This window comes from Clostridioides sp. ZZV14-6009, assembly GCF_020658095.1.
Taxonomy (GTDB): Bacteria; Bacillota; Clostridia; order Peptostreptococcales; family Peptostreptococcaceae; genus Clostridioides.
This window is the reverse complement of the sequence record NZ_JAGWDG010000014.1, coordinates 20,757-39,323: the sequence shown is the minus strand read 5'-3', so window position 1 is coordinate 39,323 and position 18,567 is coordinate 20,757. Positions and strand designations below refer to the sequence as shown.

Sequence of the window (18,567 nt, the reverse complement as noted above, 5' to 3'; positions counted from 1 at the left end):
TTATATTATAAGAGAATTAGTATCTTACTTTGTAACACTTAGTATAACATAATGATATATTTTTCGATTGTATATTTGGTTATATATTTATATAAAGTTAGAGACTATAACATGGACAAAAACTTAATATCTAGTATGGCTGTAAATTTTGATACTGAGAACTATATATCAATTTTAAGAAAATATTTATAAACCAAGAAAATATTTATATTAAAAAAATTATTAAATTTATTGTTTAAATAAAAAAGTTAAATCTCATCTATTAACATAATGCCTTTAAAACTTTAAAATGAAAAATATAGAAGAATGATTTTTAATAAAATATAATCATCTAATAAATTATTAAGAAATACAAAAATATTTACAAACAACTATTTATTTGAATTGGGGGAATAAGAATATGAACAATGGTTTTTATCAATTAAATTCAGCAGTATTATATTTTAACGAGCGAAGTGATGTAAATAAAATAAGGTTTAATCACTATATAATGAGAAAAGAAAATATACAAAGATTAAAGGGAACTTTACCAAGGGGACAGTTTCAGATGACCGTAAGAAAGGCTGCATCTGACCTTGATTTATCAATATCTACAATAAGTAGGCTTGTAAATGAGTTTATAGATTTAGGAATATTGAGACTAATAAGTCGAGGAGTGAAGGGAAATTGTTGCTCTGTATATAGTTATATATGTTCTGAAAGTAGTGATACAGGTGTAATAAAGAAACGTAGAAGTTTTTTTGAAGATATCTTGGAAAATATTAATGAAACAAATAATAGTAGCCAAAAGGTATCAAAATATGAATATAAGTATAAGAAAGATAAAGTCAGTGATATCAATATGTACAGTTATATGGATAAAGAGTATAGAACATGGGGTTATGACCCAGAACTTCATACTGTAGATGAAACAGAAGATGTAACAAAGAAAAAAGAATTATTAAAAAAAAATTTAAAAAAAGAGTTATTAAAAAAGAATTCCAAGAAAAATACTGATGTGGAAGAGGATGACTATTATATAGAAAGTATTTATGAAAATATTATAAAAAAATTAAATAAAGAATCAGGGGAAAGTTTTAGGTTTGATTCAGAAACAGCCAACAAACTTATAGCTGAAAGAAGAAAAGAAGGTCACAGATTAGAAGATTTTTATAAAGTTATAGAATCAAGAGTTAAGAACTGGAAGGATACTCCTATGCTAGTGGATATAAAACCAGAGACTCTGTTTGGTCAAGAATTCAAGACTTATTTAAATGAAAAGTGATTATAATGGTGAAGAGATATACTAGAATAGATATTACAAAAAATCTAAAATTCAGATATAGTTTATGTTCAGATATGTTATATGTATAGAAAATAGGATTGTTAGTATTAAATAGAATTGTTAGTATTAAATAGAATTGTTAATATTAAATAGGATTCTTAGTGTTATTGATAATAAAAAATATTACTGGAATTTTTAAAATTCCAGTAATATAAAATAAGAAACTTTTTATAAACTGTATAATTAGAACCATATACTATATTGTATCAACTTCATATTCTAATATTTTTCCAGTGATTGCACTGATTGTTATATCATATTCGTTGCTTCCTTTTATTATTTCGCCTTCATATTCTTTATCATCTTCATCGTATTCAAATTTTACTATTTTACCACCAGGTACTTTATTTAGCATTATTGACTTAGCTTTTTCAATGCTAATTATAGATTTATTGTTATTAGCATTAGAATCACTATTATTTTGATTATTATCAGAATCATCATAATCATTATCATCAGAATCGTCATCCATATCAATATCTATAATTCTTCCATCAAATGCATTTATTTCTATTTCATATGTTTTATTATCTTTTACAACTTTAGCCTCATATTCATTATCGTCAGCATCATATTTACAGTACATTAAATTACCATTAGGAATAGCATCTAGGATTATAGATTTAGCTTTATCTAAAGATATATTTTTTACATTTAAGTTATCGTTATTTATATCATCATCTTTTTCAATTTCTATTATTTTACCAGAGTATGCATCTATTTCTACTTCATATACAATATTATCCTTTATAACCTTACTGTCGTATTTGTTATCATCTTGGTCGTAGTAACAAACTAAAACATTACTTCCTGGAACAGCTTGCTTTAATATTTCTTTAGCTTCAATTAAAGATATTTTTTTAGTTTTATTTCTTATATCGACATCTTTTAGTTTTAAGATATCCTCAAAGGCTTTTTGGTTATCACCTCCGCCAACTTGTGTTACTTCTTTTATGTCTTTATTTTTAATAAAATCTTTTTGGCTGTTTGCAAGAGTACCATTAGATATTATTACAGGAGAATTTTCTTTGGCTGCCAATACTCCTATTGATAATGCGTCTACTAGTGCATTTTCTTTGTTCATACCATCTTTAGTAACAAATACATTTTTTATGCTTTTGTTTTTATAAAATTGCTCAATAATTTTGGCATTAGTATTGTTTCTATCTGAACCACTGATTCTCTCTTTATTTGGATATTTTTTTACTGTATTGTCTGATAAAATCTTATTTCCTCCAACTATATAAGATTTTTTTATAGACCTATTATTTAAGAAATTTATACTGCTATTATTGCTGTTTTCCTCAGATACTAGTATTATAGGCATATTATGTATTGCTGATGGAGAAGCTATGCTAACTGCATCAGATAACCCCTTTAATCCATTTACAACTGCTACATTTTCTACTTTTTTTATCTTATCTATTTCTTTAAGTACATTTGTAGACATTTCATAGATATTATTTCCTACTATTTTATTTACTTTTATGTTAAGTGATTTTATTTCATTTTCTACTTTATTGGATATACTATTTCCACTGTCCACTATATATACATTATCTACTCCAAGTCTTTTAAGTTCAGTTTTAGTTGAACTTTCTATGCTATTATTATTTACTAAAAGTATAGGAGCATTTTTTAATTTAGCAAAAGGATTTGCACAAAGTGCGCTTTGAATAGAGTTACCATTGACTATAATTGCTGTTTTTGATTGAACCCACCCTACTTTACTCACTTCTACAGCCGTTTCATATCTTGTTTTACCTATTAATCTTTCTTGTTTTGTTAAGTTGTTTGCAAATATTACTGAAGAGCTAGAAAAAAACAGCATACCTGCCACTAATATAGCTAAGTTTTTCTTATTCATATTTTTTACCTCACAATCCTTATATTTTCTTATTTAGTATGAACTAGTAAAATATAATCTTAAAATCAAGTTACTATTAAATGTAACATTTTAAAAATAACAGATAAGATTATTCAATATAAAGTTTTTATTTTCTTATTTAACATTGTATCATAAATACTTGGGAAAATGTTTCTAACCTTGAATATATGTAAATCAGTATGGATTACTTTTATCATTTGATAAATAGGTTTTGCCCATTGTTTAATATGTTCTAAAACAGGTAAAAAGCTTATTCCTAAATCTGTTAGGGAATATTCTACTTTGGGTGAAATTTCTTGATAAATTTTCATAGTATTTAATTAAAAAATAAAAAAAACTATTGACTTGAAGTTAACTCTAAGTAGTAAAGTATAATTATAGAAAGTTTATAAGTATTTAAAAGAATAAGTTAAAGTAGAGAATACTTAAAGGGGGAAGCAGGACAATGGAACAAAAAAAATTAGGATTTGGATTAATGCGTTTACCAGTAAAAGATGAAAATGATGCTACAAGTATTGATATGGATTACTTAAATAAGATGGTTGATACTTTTTTAGAGAGAGGATTTACATATTTTGATACAGCATATGTATACCATATGGGTAAAAGTGAAATAGCACTTAGAGAATCTCTAGTAAAGAGACATAAAAGAGAAAGTTTTACTGTAGCTACAAAACTGCCACTAATGGCTTTGAAAGCAAAAGAAGAGCAGGAACCTATTTTTAATGAACAGTTAGAAAAATGTGGTGTAGATTATTTTGATTATTATCTTTTACATAATATAGGTGTATCACATTATGAGGTAGCCAAGAAATTTGACAGCTTTAAGTTTATTGAAGAAAAGAAAAAAGAAGGAAAAATAAAAAATATTGGTTTTTCTTTTCATGATAGTGCAGAACTATTAGACAAAGTATTGAATGAACATCCAGAAGTAGATTTTGTTCAGTTACAGATTAACTATTTGGATTGGGATAATGAAAGCATACAATCTAGAAAATGTTATGAAGTAGCAACAAAACACAATAAACCTGTTATCGTTATGGAACCAGTAAAAGGTGGTACACTAGCAAAAATACCAGAAAGAGCCGAAAAATTATTTAATGATTACAATCCAGATATGTCAGTGCCATCATGGGCAATTCGTTTTGCAGCAAGTAAAGATAATGTCATGATGGTTTTAAGTGGAATGTCAAATATGGAACAACTATTAGATAACACAGGATATATGCAAAATTTTGAACCATTTGTACAGAAAGAATATGATGTTATAGATGAAGCAGTAGAAATTATAAATGAAGCAATTGCAGTTCCATGTACTGCTTGCCAATATTGTGTAGAAGGATGTCCAAAAAATATTGCTATTCCAAACTATTTTGCTTTATACAATGCAGAAAAGCAAGCTCTTAATACTGGATTTTCAACACAAATGGTTTACTATAATAACTACACTAAAACTTATGGAAAAGCGTCAGATTGTATTGGATGTAAACAGTGTGAAAAAAATTGTCCACAACACATTAAAATTGTAGACTCTTTAAAGAATGTAGCAGAAATTTTTGAAAAATAATTGTTACCATAAAATAATTAATGTTATACGGAAAAATTGAAGTTAATGAAATATAAGTAAAATAATTAATGATATATAGAAAAGTTGAAATTGATGAAATGTCAGTCAAACTGTTTAATCGAATTTTAAATTATACACTATCAAGAAAGGAGGAGGATTTGTGTGACAATTTCAGAAGTGAGTAAAAAATACGAACTTTCAGCAGATACTTTACGATATTATGAACGAATTGGCTTAATACCACCTGTAAGTAGAAACAAAAGTGGAATTAGGTCTTTTACAGAAAAAGATTGTGAGTGGGTTAATTTCATCAAATGTATGAGAAGTGCAGGGCTTTCCATTGAGACATTGATTGAGTATGTAACTATGTTTCAAAAAGGGAATGAAACTATAAAAGCGAGAAAAGACCTTTTAATAGAACAACGAAATCAGCTTTCTAGAAGAATAGAAGATATGCAGAAAACTTTAGAACGATTAAATAGTAAGATTGATGGATATGAAGATAAAGTTATTGAAAAAGAAAAAACATTAAAGAATAATAGTGAGAGTCAAAGAACGGAGGTATTGTCTTATGAATAAAAGTGTACTTGTACTGTCTGCAAGCCCTAGAAAAGGTGGGAATTCTGATTTACTATGTGACCAATTTATGCAAGGGGCATTGGAATCTAAAAATCAAGTAGAAAAAATATTTTTGAAAGATAAGGAAGTTAATTATTGTGTAGGATGCGGAGTCTGTTATGAGAAAGGTGGAAGTTGCCCACAAAAAGATGACATGGAAGAAATTCTTGAAAAAATGATTAAAGCAGATGTTATTGTTTTGGCAACTCCAGTTTATTTTTATACTATGAATGCACAAATGAAAACTATGATTGATAGAACCTGTTCGAGATACACTGAAATTTCTGGAAAAGAGTTTTATTTCATTGTTGCCGCAGCAGACAATAGTGAGCAAGCTATGGAAAGAACATTAGAAGGATTCAGAGGATTTACATCATGTCTAAACGGTGCTAAGGAAAAAGGTATAGTTTATGGCGTAGGAGCTTGGCATGTAGGTGATATTAAAGAAAGTGTAGCAATGAAACAGGCATATGAAATGGGTAAGTCAGTGTAGGTAAGAGGTATTTTTAAGAGCGTTAGATTCTCTAAATTTTATTGATGGAGTGACTCCAGAATAATCTAGATAAAATAAATAGTAGACTAAGAGTATTCTACCATTTAGAGGCTGTAAGTAGATTTGTGTAAAACAAATTTACTTACAGTTTTTTGTTGTATATAATTGCTAGATTTGAAAATTAGTTTTTTCATCTAATTTAATTTATATAATATCATTTTGAGTTGTATCAAGTCTGTAATCAGTCATATCAAGCTTATTGTCAATTATATCAAGTCTGTTGCTAATTTTAATACTATTATCTAATTTTAATAATATTTCTAAAGATTTTTCATCTATAACATCAGTCCTCATATTTTATTATCATATCATAAATATAAGTACTAACTTTTAATAAACTAACTAATAATTTTATAAAATAAGTAAATTATAAATGATTTATAAATTAAATGTAAATAAAAATATGGACAAAATATAAACAGTTTATAAACAAATCAACTACTGATAAGATGAATTTTAATGCTAGTATAGGAGTTACAGGAAATGTGTGACTATGAGAAGATAAAATCTATCAGCTTATTTGGCATACAATATTGAATCTATTTAGTATATTTTATATGATTTCACAGATTAATTTTTTAGTAGTAATAAGACTAAAAAGAACAGCTCTATTAATTAGCAAAAAATAAAGTATTCTAATGATAAAGATTATCTCAAATGTCATAAACAAATATAGATTTATTATGATTATAGTAAAAATACACTTCTTCCTGTATATACAAATAATTTAAATTTTAAAAGGAGGAATTAATCATGGCAATTGAAACTAAAACTCCAGACTGGGTTAATGTGCTGGAACTAAATAGCAAAATAGACATTACTGGAAAATCTGATGTAAGTGATATGATACAAGATATTGTTTCTGATGAATCACTAAAAGATTCTGTTATATATTTTCCAAACGGTGACTATTTATTTGAAAAAGGTATTAAGATTAGCCAACAAATAACACTTCAAGGAAATTCTTATTATGGAGGAGATGTTCTAGAATTAAGTGAAAGTGAAGACAATAAAAAACCATTTATAGGAGCAACAAATTTTATAACTAGAGGCGTTTCTAATATGAGTATCATTACATTGACAGAGACAAATCAAACTATAAAAAATATTAACTTTTACTATGATAATCGTGAAATAAAAAATGAATTACCTAAAGATGTATCTGCTATAACAGAAGGTGAAGGAGTACAAGGTTTATCACATTTTGAACATCTATATATTTCTGGATTTTCGGGAACAGGAATTGAAATTCCACTTTATGCAACTGGTAATGATATTACTGTTACTTCATGTGGTCTTGGTATAAAACTTGGAGAAAAATCTATGCTTTCTAGTAGTAAGGTTTATAGATGTAAAAATGGAATGGAAATTACAACTGGTGTCAGCTTAAACAATGTAAAAATAGAAGATATTCAAGAAGTAGGTATTAATAATAAAGGACTTGGTTTCAATCTTATGATTAATCTTGCAGTTGATAAATGTGGATACTGTGGGTTTATGTTTGAAAAAATGTCTCATAGCCAGATAACTGCAAGATTTACTAACTGTAGCCAATATTATAAAAACGTTGACTATGATACTTATAAAAATCTTCCAGATAAAAAAGAAGGAGCTTATTCTATACTTTATGGAGACACTTTAGACAACTGCAATATTGTATTGATGAATAATAATGTTGATACTCTAGAAAATGGTCTAGAGCGCAAGATACATGTAATCAAAGCGAATGAAACAACTAATGTAACTCTAGAATGTGATGCTGAAGCTGATAGCTTTATACAATGTGCAAAAGGTAACTTACTATTAGAAAATGGTAGAAATACTTATAAGTTCTATGATGGCGAGATTTGTTCTGTAGGCGGAGTTCAAGTTTCTGATGTAAATCAAGGTGATTTACTTAAGATAATTGATAATACACTTTATGTAGATGATGGGGGAAAAGATTTAGTGGTTCCTAAATTACAGAAGAATTCTGTTATATCTTCAATATTAGATTCAGAAGTAGAGATAAGTAAATTGCATAGTGGAACATGGGAACAAATTGGTGTAAAAACACTTAATGGAGAACCTATGTACTATTATAAAAAAATAAACGATTAGTTTTAAACTTAGGAGGTAGCGAATTATGGGAGAACCTATAATAATTAAAGAAACAGGTGGCTGGATTAATGTTTTAGATTATGGAGTTTGTAGAGATGAAACAGAAGATGTAAGTTCTAGGGTGCAAGAAATTATAAATGCTGCACCAGAAGACTCTATTATATATTTTCCAAAAGGGAAGTACTTATTTACAAGTGGTATAGAGATTAACAAACGATTAACACTATGTGGAGACACATATTTTAGGTCAAATAATCCAAATAGTCCAGATTATTATTCAGGAACAACACAATTTTCTGGTAAATTCGATCAAAAAAAGGTAGAAGATGGTACAATTGAAAGTTTTACAATGATAACCATAAAGGGAGTAAAGCATTGTATTAAAAGTATTTCTTTCCAATCAAACAATTGCAATAGCAAGAAGACACCTGAGGAACCTCCTGCAAATGGTGAATCAGGATTTCATCATGAAATAATATTCACAAGTGAACACAAAGGGAAATGTATATCAGCAATTGTATGTGAAAATGTATCAGAAGGGCCTGGACATTATGAAAATGTAGACTTTGGTGGCTTCGGTGAAATTGCACTTAAGATGCCTAATAATTCTACAGTAAACGATATTACTGTTTTTTCATGTAATCGTGGTATTAGTACAGGAGAAGATTCAATAATTACTAATGGAAAGACTTGGGGATGTGATTATGGAATGGAAATTTCTACTGGAACTTTTATTAATGGTATGAGAGTAGAAGAAGTTGGTAGGATTGCTATTGACAATATTGGTAAGGGCTTAAACTTTGTTACAAATGTTACAATTGACCAATGTGGATATTGCGGATTCAAGTTTGACTCAATGTCTAATACCTACGTATCAGGAAATATCTCAAGATGTGGTCAATTTTATTTTAATTTTAACTATGATGACTATTTGAAGTTAGACGAGAGAGTTAAGGAAGCTTATTCCTTATTTTATGGGAATTCAATAGAGTCAAGTAATATAACAATCGCAAATGACAATGGAGACTATTGGGATGATAAAGGGAAAGATAAATTTAAGGAAGGGGATTTAAGATTTAGGGAACATAAGATATATCTTATAGAAGCTTTTGAAGCCAAGAATGTATTATTAAGATGCAATATAGATGCTACTGATATGGTTGTTAATTCAGAAAAAGGAAACCTAATATACAATAATAAAGAACAAATAGTTATATTTTATGATGGTGAACTTAGTAGTATTAATGGAGTTGGTATATCTGAAAAAGGTCATAATGACAAAATAAAGATAAAAAATGATGAGATGTATATAAATGGCAATATTAAGATGCATAGCCCACAGGTAAATGATATTATATCAACATCAACTAGTAATATCAATACAGTTTCTGGTCAATATAAAGTAAAATTGGAGAAAATAAGTCAAAAAGTAGAAGTTGGAAGAACTATACACTATTATAAAGTGATAGATAAGTAAGTAAATATATTAGACTTAAGCAAGTATTTTGCCAATGGTCTAGTTATTAGTTTCAATAAATTTTATATAGTACAATTGGTAACTATAAAAATTCATTTAATACCAAAAGCACATAACCTTTTGGTATTGAGTAAATTAAGAAAGGAATAGATAATATTATGGAAGAAATTAAGAATAAAAAATGGATTAACGTATTAGAAAGAGAGCCTGATATTAAAAATGATGGGACAGAAGATGTAGGACCTTTTATACAGAAAATTATTAGTGAAACAGATTTTTGTATTTTGTATTTCCCAAAAGGTAAATACCTATTTAAAACTGGTATTGCGATTGATAAAGAAATAACCTTACATGGAGATTCTGATTCATCAACATCTGCTACAGAATTTATAACACGTGGAGTTCCTAATATGAGTATTATTACATTGACAGGAAGAAAACAATGTATTAAAAATATAAGTTTTTATTCTGATAGCTGTGAGATGATTGTTCATGATGAACCCCCAACAAAAGGAAATCCACATTATCATTATGAAATGTTCATTAAGAGAAATGAGAATAATGAAGAAATGAAGGGGGTATCAGCAATTACATGTACTGCTGAAACTACAGGCCTAGGTCATTATGAAAATCTTTATATAACTGGCTTCTCAGGTACAGGAATTCAAATTCCTTACTATTCAATTGTAAATGATATTACAGTTTCCTCTTGCGGGCTAGGTATTGATACAGGAAATGACATAATTATTTCAAACAGTAGAATATATGAATGCCAAAAGGGTATGGAAATTAAGGTAGGAGCTAGTCTGAATAATATTAAAATCGAGAAAATACAAGAAGTAGGCCTTAGAAGTAAGGGTGGCGGTAGTTATAAGATTAATAATATTACTATTGATCAATGTGGACATTGTGGTTTTGCATTTGGTACAATGATTAATACTTCTATATCTGGGATTATAAGAAGATGTGGTCAGTATTATTATAATACAGATTATGATACTTATTCAAATATGGAAAATAGGAAAGAAGATGCATATTCATTATTCTATGGAGAGAATTTTAAGAATTGCCATGTTAATTTGCTTAGTGATAATAAAGATAATTGGGATGATGGATTAGAATATAAGCATAAAGTTTATGTATTTGAAACTCTTCAAATACCAAATTCTACACTGAAATGTAGCATAGATGCTTATGATTATATAGTAAAATCAGTACACGGAGGTGGAAATTTAAGGTTACAAAATAACTTTAATGATTATATATTTATTGACTCATCTGTTCCAGAGATTGTTAATGGTATTAACTTGAAGGGATATCACAAAAATAGAAATTTGTTAATGTTAGATAATGGGAAATTGAGTTTTAAAACTGGCACTGGCACTGGCGATGAGAAAAAAAATATATTTAGAGCTCAACAGGGTCTTATTGTTACATCATTAGATTCAGATATTTCTCAGATAAAATCTACCTATGGAGGAGAATGGGTAAAACTTGGTTCTGAACTTATTGGAAAAGAAACTGTATATTATTATGAAGTCCCTGCACCCCCAAAATCCCCTGAAACTCAAAAAAATAAGTAATAAATAATATAAAAAAATGAATCCTTACAACAGGGTTCATTTTTTATAAATATAGCTGAATATAATAATACAAAAACTAATAAAGAAGTTTAAAATACTAGTCTTATATTATTGCAGAATTAACAGAATATTTAATATAGTTTTCTAATGTCATAGAATAGTTATCTTTACTACAGATATATTTTAATACATGTTCTTATGTTGCTGATAGAGTTATGTCATTTTCAGATAACTCCTTAAGTTTATGTATTTAAAGCTTATTATCTGATAAAGTCGATATTGAAATGTAACATAAATGATTGTGATTATATAATAGAAACAGTACATGGAGATGGGAATTTAAGATTACAAAATAACTTTAATGGTTATATAGTAAAAGCAATACATAAAGGCTATAATTAGATTTACAGAAAAGTAAATTTATCTACAGCCTTTTTGGTATACTCAGTTTTTTAATATACACAGATTTTTGATATACATACAAATCTATGCACATTTTTATCATTTATTTGATATCTAAATTTATATGTGTTTTAGTAGTTGTTTTGCTTTTAGTAGTTAGTAGCGTATTAAATAGATTCTTTCATAATATCATTTTCTTTAATAATTAACTTTTTTAGATTTTTCCAATCGATTTCTTCCATATTAGCAAAATAATGTCCACTTCCTACACAAGTTAAATAGGATTTACCATCTAATTCAAATGAAGAACCACCAATACACTTTGGATTACATTTTTTACAAGTACGAGTTTTTGTAATACTATCTTTAATAACTTTAGAGCATTCTTCTACAGTGTCTCTATATGTATCTAGATTATAAAGGTTTGCTTTAACTCTCCATTTTTTCTCATTACATTCAATAGTAAATAGACTACGTTTTGGTTTTTTAGTTGAATATAGTATACGATAAGAACGGGCTCCTGTTCGTGGTTCAATCTTGCAATCTAGTGATTGACCAAGTTCATGCAAATCATAAGCAATACTATAATCTTTCCCACTTAGTACTTTTAGCATTTCTTCTGTTGTTTCTGCTGTTAATGGACTTTTGTTCATAATTAAAAACCCCCTATATAAATAAAAATTTTGCATATAAATAGTAGCTTTATACAAATAAAAACTAATAATAGTATAGTCAATCAAGTTATCAAAATCAATAAAATAGCTGTAATCTTACATTATTAGGCATGAAATGAGAGGTAGTGTTTTGTAGAGGGAAAGACTTAATAGTATGAAAATTCACTCAAACATGATACAATTCTATAAAAGATTTAAAAAATATGAAGGGAGAAAGTTGCTGAAAGAATTAATTTTATACTTTACTTATATTTTATAAAATAAATGTATAGCTTATAAGATAAATGGGCTCATTAAAAAATAGTTTTGTAAGTTTTCAGCAGCAGTAGTGGAATATTGATAATTTTTTGGTTACTATTATACTTGGCTATTATATTTTCAATAGGTTCTATGATAACAAAAGTAAATAAGGTCTGGATTAAAGTGTTGCTATTTGTAGCAGTAGGATTGTCAACCATAGTTCTTTCATACATGATAGCCTAATAAATTAAAACTTTAGAACTATTTAAATAAAATTTGCGAATTCTCAAAACAAGAATTCTCAGGTTGGTAAAATTCTAGATATGAGAAAAAATTAATGTTATAAAAAAACGAATTTCTGATTATTTTTTATGGGAAGGTTGCAATTTAGGTGTTTTAAGTGCTTACATAAAGTTTTATGAATAAAAAGAAATTGGCATGCTAATTGCTTTAATAAATATTAACATGAACACAAATAAATATAATAATCTGAGTATTGATTATTTGAAACTTTGGATTTGATTTCTTGTCTAAAGGTTCATATTAATATTGGTGTTTAGGAAATTTTATTTTCCTGTAAATATAACTTAATAATAGGAGGTGAAATCATGTCAAAAGTAGTAATAGCTACAGAGAAAGCTCCAGGAGCAATTGGACCATATTCTCAAGCGATACAAGTTGGAAATATAGTTTCTACATCAGGTCAACTTCCAATAGACATGAAGACAGGTGAGTTAGTATCTGACCCAAAAGAAGCAACAAAAGCTTCTTTAGACAATGTAAAAGCAATACTAGAACAAGCTGGTACAACTATGGATAAAGTATTTAAAACTACAGTTTTCGTAAAAGATTTAAAGGATTTTAATGATATTAACGAAGTGTACGCTACATATTTTAAAGAAAATCCACCAGCAAGATCATGTGTACAAGTTGCTCAATTACCAAAAGATGCAGTTTTAGAAATTGAAGCAATGGCAGTATTATAATAAAATCAATGACAAAACTAATAAAAATTAAAAACTAATAAAAAAAGTCTACAATTAAAAAGTTTATATTAAAAAAGTCTATATAAAAATCTATCTAAATATTTAACTATTGAGCTTTTCTTATATAACATATATTTTTGTGCCAAAAATATATTTGTTATAGGAGGAAAGCTTTTTTGTATTTTATTATTTGTGTATTATAATTAAAGTAATCCTAATATAAAACAATCTTTTTATAATTATTATTATGTATTTCAATGTAAATATATAAATAAGTAATGTTTTATATATATTTTAAAAATTAACTATATGTTAAAATATAGTTAAACTGATAATTTGGTAAATTAAATTCTAATGGGGGAAACTATGGTAAGTAAATTAAAGGAATTTCAACAGGAAATGATAAAATACACTGAAACAGTAGCTAGTGTGCTAGATGTAGATATTGAAATAGTTGATGATAGATTAATAAGAATTAGTGGCACAGGTCTGTATAAATCAAAAATAAATGAAAGCGTTGTTACTGAAGGTTTTCTTTATGATAAAGTTATACAGACAGGTCAGGAATTAGTCGTATTAGATATATGTGATAATCAGCTTTGTATAGAATGTTCCCATTACATGAAATGCCTAAATAAAGTAATAATAGCAGTCCCAATAAAATATAATAATCGTACTATAGGAGTAATTGGTGCTATTAGTACAGATAAAACTAAAAAAGTAGAAATAAGTGCAAAAATAGATAATTATTTGAAGTTTGTCAATCATATATGCGATTTAATTTCTATGAAGATAGAAGAACATGAAGTGTCAAAAAGTAGCAGTAGAAAAATGAATATGATGATAGAAATAATAGAAAATGTTGAAAAAGGTGTCATTATATTAGATATAAATAGCAAAATATCTTATATAAACAATATTGCTTTGAAAAAATTAGATATTGGAAAAGATATAATAGAAAATACAGTAAAAATAATATCTGTTGAATCTTCTTCAAATGGGCATGAATTACTAGAAATTGATATTGATAACAAAATTTATAATATAAATGCCAAAATAATTCCTGTATATCCATATATAAATCAATATGACAAGATAATCATATTTGATAAGACATATATAAACCATAAAGGACATGGAAAAGTCAACAGTGGATGGGGAAATAGTGATATAGAGTCTATAATTGGTAACTCAGAATCAATGGTGAAAGTTAAAGAGAGAACTAAGAAATTAGCAAAGTCAAATTCAACAGTTCTTATAACTGGTGAAAGTGGTACAGGTAAAGAGTTAATTGCTAGAGCTATACATGCTGAAGGAAGTAGATGGAATAAGCCATTTATTGCTATAAACTGTGCTGCTATTCCAGAAAACCTTCTTGAAAGTGAGTTATTTGGCTATATAAAAGGTGCATTTAGTGGAGCTAGTAGTGGAGGTAAGGTTGGTAAGTTTGAACTTGCAAATGAAGGGGTCATATTCCTTGATGAAATGGGGGACTTATCTATGCCTTTACAAGCGAAGTTACTTAGAGTTTTGCAGGAAAGAAAATTTGCAAGGATTGGCTCAAATAAACTTATAGATTTAGATATAAGAGTAATTGCTGCAACAAATAAAAATTTACTTAAGTTAGTGAATGAAGGCAAGTTTAGAGATGATTTGTACTATAGGTTAAATGTAATTCCTATAAATTTACCACCCCTTAGGGAAAGAAAAGATGATATTGAAGCTATAATGATGAAATTTGTTTCCAAGTATTCTTTAGAATTAGATATAAAATTGAATCAAATAGAAAAAAATGTGATGAATATGTTGATTAATTATAATTGGCCGGGAAATATAAGAGAATTAGAAAACGCAGTTGAATATATGATGAATTTAGTTGGAGAAGATGGAATAATCTATAAAGATATGCTTCCATTAGATATTTTGAACTATTATAATATTAAAGGAAATAGTTTTAAGAGTAATAATGAGGTAATAAAGTTTGAAGATGATATAGTTGATGGAATAGTAGAAAACCAAGAAAAAATACTTTCAATTAAAGAATTGGAGTTAACTTACATACATAAGTTGTTAAATAAATATGGAAGAGATACAAAGACAAAAAAGAAAATAGCAAAAGATTTAGGGATAGGTTTAGCTACATTATATAGAAAGCTAGAAGAGGAACAACAATAAACTAGATATAGAAAATAGTTTTAAATGTATTGTAATGTGATTGGTAGGTCAATAAAAATAACAGTACTAATAGAAAGCTAAAATAAAAACATAAAATATAGAAGGTTATAACCATATAAATATAGAAGGTAAAAATAGTAATATACAAGACAAAATAATAGACATATAGAAAATTAAAGGCATAATAGAAGGAAAATAAAAATAAAGAAACGGTTTCTCGAAATGATAATTCTCGTATTGATAAAAATTTCCCAATATGAGAATTTTTTCTTTTATAAATCTTATTTTTCACACTCAGATTTTACAGAATTTAAATAAATTTGAAAAAAGTATGTAATTCCAACATAAAAAAATTGTTTTTAGAATAAATAATATTGGCACAGTAATTGCTTTGTATAAAGACACAAAGATAAAAAATTAATAATGACATCGAAAAATTTGAAAGGGGAATATAAAATAAATGAGAGAAATAAAATGGAAATTAAATAACTTACCTAAAGCAGAGAAAAAAGAAAAAGGAATTGAATTTTTAAAGGATGAAGAAATTGCAAAAGCGAAAGCATTTCATGAGAGTTTTCCACAATACGAAAAAACTCCTTTAGTTAAATTAGATAACTTAGCAAAATTATTAGGGGTTAGCGGAATATATGTAAAAGATGAATCTTACAGATTTGGATTAAATGCATTTAAAGTTTTGGGTGGTTCTTACTCTATGGGTAGATACTTAGCTCAAAGATTAAATAAAGATATATCAGAGTTAGGATATGAAAAATTAATTTCAAAAGAAATAAAAGACCAATTAGGAGAAATAACTTTCTTTACAGCTACAGATGGAAATCATGGTAGAGGAGTTGCTTGGACAGCTAATAAATTAGGTCAAAAATCTGTTGTGTTAATGCCAAAAGGTTCTTCTGAATTTAGATTAAATAAAATCAAGGGAGAAGGTGCAGATGCTAGTATAACAGACTTAAACTATGATGATGCTGTAAGATTAGCTAATGAATATGCAGAAGCTGATGACCATGGAGTAATGGTTCAAGATACAGCATGGGAAGGATATGAAGAGATACCAGCATGGATAATGCAAGGATATGGAACTATGGCTAAAGAAGCTATAGAACAATTAAAAGAATATGGAGTAGATAGACCAACGCATGTATTTGTGCAAGCAGGAGTTGGTTCGCTTGCTGGTGCAGTTCAAGGATATGTTGCTTCAATATATGATGAATGCCCAATAACAGTAGTAGTAGAAGCTGATGAGGCAGATTGTTACTATAAATCAGCAGAAGCAGGAGATGGAAAACCAAGATTTGTAGGTGGAGATATGCCAACTATAATGGCAGGTCTTGCTTGTGGAGAACCAAATACTATAGGATTTGAAGTATTAAAAAATTATTCATCAGCATTTGTTTCAGCACCAGACTGGGTTTCTGCTAAAGGTATGAGAGTTTTAGGAAATCCTCTAAGAGGAGATGAAAAAGTAATCTCTGGAGAATCTGGAGCAGTTACAACTGGAGCATTAGTTTCAATACTTGAAAGTGAAGATTTAAAAGATTTAAGAGAAGCTTTAAAACTAGATGAAAACTCTAAAGTATTATTAATAAGTACAGAAGGAGATACTGACCCAGACAAATATAAAGATATAGTTTGGAATGGAGAATGCCAAAGTAAATAGAGGGTTCAAGATAAATAAAAGTAAAGTGCTAACAAATCAAATAAGTTAAACATTATAAATGAAAAATCAAAATGCCAATAAATAAAAATTAAGAATTATATGGGGGAATATCAAAATGTTAAATGAAATAAGAAAAAAACAATTAACTGAAGTTTGCCAAGATTTAATAAGAAATGCTAGTTATTCAGGTCAAGAAGAAAATGTAGTAAAGGCAATTGAAGAAAATTTTGCTATATTAGGTTTTGACAGCTGGTCAAGAGATAGATATGGAAATATAGTAGGATGTATAAAAGGAAATAAACCAGGTAAAAAAATATTATTTGATGGTCATATAGATACAGTTCCAGTTCCAGATGCAAGTAAATGGAGTGTTCCTCCTTTTGAAGCAAGAATAGTAGATGGTAAAATATACGGTAGAGGAACTTCTGATATGAAGGGTCAAGTAAGTGCTATGATGGCGGCTGTTTCATACTTTGCAGAAGATACTAATAAAGACTTCGAAGGTGAACTATATGTAGCAGGAGTTGTTCATGAAGAAATATTTGAAGGAGTTTCAGCTAGAGAAATAAGTAAAGCTGTTAAACCTGATTATGTTGTAATAGGAGAGTCTTCAGAATTAAACTTAAAGATTGGTCAAAGAGGTAGAGGAGAAATAGTTGTAGAAACTTTTGGTAAACCAGCTCACTCTGCTAATCCAGAAAAAGGTGTAAATGCAGTTTATAAAATGGCTAATGTAATTCAAAGAATACAACAATTAGTACCTCCAACTCATCCAGTGTTAGGTGATGGAATACTAGTTTTAACAGATATAAAATCTTCTCCATACCCAGGAGCATCAGTAGTGCCAGATTATTGTAAAGCAACTTTTGATAGAAGATTATTGGTTGGAGAAACAAAAGAAGGAGTATTAGCTCCAATACAAGCATTATTAGATGAAATGATGAAAGAAGACTCAGAATTAAATGCAAAAGTTTCTTATGCATCTGAAAAAGCTGACTGTTATACAGGAAATACTATAGAAAGTGAAAGATTCTTCCCAGGTTGGTTATATGATGAAAATGATGAATTTGTTCAAGCAGCATACAAAGGATTAAAAGAAGCTGGAATAGATTCAGAAATAACTCAATACTCATTCTGTACAAATGGAAGCCATTATGCAGGTGAGGCTGGAATAAGAACTATAGGATTTGGTCCTTCTAGAGAAAATCTTGCTCATACAATAGATGAACATATAGAATTAGACCAATTATTCAAAGGTGCAGAAGGATATTATGGTATATTAAAATCAGTTTATAAAAAATAATT

Annotated in this window: 15 protein-coding genes; 11 read left to right on the top strand and 4 right to left on the bottom strand. The window is 27.8% G+C overall.

Annotated features, from left to right (window positions below; all coding sequences use genetic code 11):
• Positions 1-400 precede the first annotated feature (400 nt).
• Complete coding sequence (locus tag KGF36_RS15315) at positions 401-1,264, top strand: conserved phage C-terminal domain-containing protein (protein WP_227828369.1); 864 nt, start codon at positions 401-403, stop codon at positions 1,262-1,264.
• Between the two features lie 256 nt (positions 1,265-1,520).
• On the opposite strand, the gene KGF36_RS15310 is transcribed toward KGF36_RS15315, so the two are convergent.
• Together KGF36_RS15310 and KGF36_RS15305 are read right to left on the bottom strand one after the other, a co-directional pair.
• On the bottom strand, positions 1,521-3,191 hold the full coding sequence (locus tag KGF36_RS15310; protein ID WP_227828370.1) for a cell wall-binding repeat-containing protein: 1,671 nt from the start codon (positions 3,189-3,191) through the stop codon (positions 1,521-1,523).
• Between the two features lie 113 nt (positions 3,192-3,304).
• Positions 3,305-3,523 (bottom strand): winged helix-turn-helix transcriptional regulator, encoded by a 219-nt coding sequence (locus KGF36_RS15305; RefSeq protein ID WP_227828371.1) that lies wholly within the window; start codon positions 3,521-3,523, stop codon positions 3,305-3,307.
• Positions 3,524-3,657: 134 nt separating this feature from the next.
• On the opposite strand from KGF36_RS15305, the gene KGF36_RS15300 reads away from it, so the two are divergent.
• The 3 genes from KGF36_RS15300 to KGF36_RS15290 all read left to right on the top strand — a co-directional run bounded on the left by KGF36_RS15300 (position 3,658) and on the right by KGF36_RS15290 (position 5,890).
• Complete coding sequence (locus KGF36_RS15300; protein WP_227850503.1) at positions 3,658-4,779, top strand: aldo/keto reductase; 1,122 nt, start codon at positions 3,658-3,660, stop codon at positions 4,777-4,779.
• Between the two features lie 162 nt (positions 4,780-4,941).
• Positions 4,942-5,358, top strand: coding sequence for a MerR family transcriptional regulator (locus KGF36_RS15295; RefSeq protein WP_227828373.1), 417 nt, complete (start codon positions 4,942-4,944; stop codon positions 5,356-5,358).
• The gene (locus KGF36_RS15290; protein WP_227828374.1) at positions 5,351-5,890 is read left to right on the top strand and encodes a flavodoxin family protein; all 540 of its coding nucleotides are present in this window, start codon (positions 5,351-5,353) and stop codon (positions 5,888-5,890) included. Before KGF36_RS15295 ends, KGF36_RS15290 begins: the two co-directional genes overlap by 8 nt.
• Positions 5,891-6,094: 204 nt before the next feature.
• On the opposite strand, the gene KGF36_RS15285 is transcribed toward KGF36_RS15290, so the two are convergent.
• Positions 6,095-6,244: a hypothetical protein gene (locus KGF36_RS15285; protein WP_227828375.1), complete on the bottom strand. Its 150-nt coding sequence runs from the start codon at positions 6,242-6,244 to the stop codon at positions 6,095-6,097.
• 459 nt (positions 6,245-6,703) lie between these two features.
• On the opposite strand from KGF36_RS15285, the gene KGF36_RS15280 reads away from it, so the two are divergent.
• From KGF36_RS15280 to KGF36_RS15270, 3 genes are all read left to right on the top strand, one after another.
• Complete coding sequence (locus KGF36_RS15280; RefSeq protein ID WP_227828376.1) at positions 6,704-8,050, top strand: glycoside hydrolase family 55 protein; 1,347 nt, start codon at positions 6,704-6,706, stop codon at positions 8,048-8,050.
• 25 nt (positions 8,051-8,075) lie between these two features.
• On the top strand, positions 8,076-9,527 hold the full coding sequence (locus tag KGF36_RS15275; RefSeq protein WP_227828377.1) for a glycoside hydrolase family 55 protein: 1,452 nt from the start codon (positions 8,076-8,078) through the stop codon (positions 9,525-9,527).
• 158 nt (positions 9,528-9,685) lie between these two features.
• On the top strand, positions 9,686-11,110 hold the full coding sequence (locus tag KGF36_RS15270) for a glycoside hydrolase family 55 protein (RefSeq protein WP_227828378.1): 1,425 nt from the start codon (positions 9,686-9,688) through the stop codon (positions 11,108-11,110).
• A gap of 569 nt (positions 11,111-11,679) precedes the next feature.
• Here KGF36_RS15270 and KGF36_RS15265 read toward each other — a convergent pair.
• Entirely contained in the window at positions 11,680-12,165 is a 486-nt protein-coding gene (locus KGF36_RS15265; RefSeq protein ID WP_227828379.1) for a hypothetical protein, read from the bottom strand.
• An 869-nt stretch (positions 12,166-13,034) separates the two neighbouring features.
• Here KGF36_RS15265 and KGF36_RS15260 point away from each other — a divergent pair.
• The 4 genes from KGF36_RS15260 (at position 13,035) to KGF36_RS15245 (ending at position 18,565) form a co-directional block, all read left to right on the top strand.
• Complete coding sequence (locus tag KGF36_RS15260; protein ID WP_227433761.1) at positions 13,035-13,412, top strand: RidA family protein; 378 nt, start codon at positions 13,035-13,037, stop codon at positions 13,410-13,412.
• A 366-nt stretch (positions 13,413-13,778) separates the two neighbouring features.
• Entirely contained in the window at positions 13,779-15,587 is a 1,809-nt protein-coding gene (locus tag KGF36_RS15255) for a sigma 54-interacting transcriptional regulator (protein ID WP_227828380.1), read from the top strand.
• A 460-nt stretch (positions 15,588-16,047) separates the two neighbouring features.
• A complete protein-coding gene (dpaL, locus tag KGF36_RS15250; RefSeq protein ID WP_227828381.1) occupies positions 16,048-17,262 on the top strand; it encodes a diaminopropionate ammonia-lyase in 1,215 nt (404 codons plus the stop codon).
• 115 nt (positions 17,263-17,377) lie between these two features.
• Positions 17,378-18,565 (top strand): YgeY family selenium metabolism-linked hydrolase, encoded by a 1,188-nt coding sequence (locus tag KGF36_RS15245; RefSeq protein ID WP_227828382.1) that lies wholly within the window; start codon positions 17,378-17,380, stop codon positions 18,563-18,565.
• Positions 18,566-18,567: the final 2 nt, after the last annotated feature.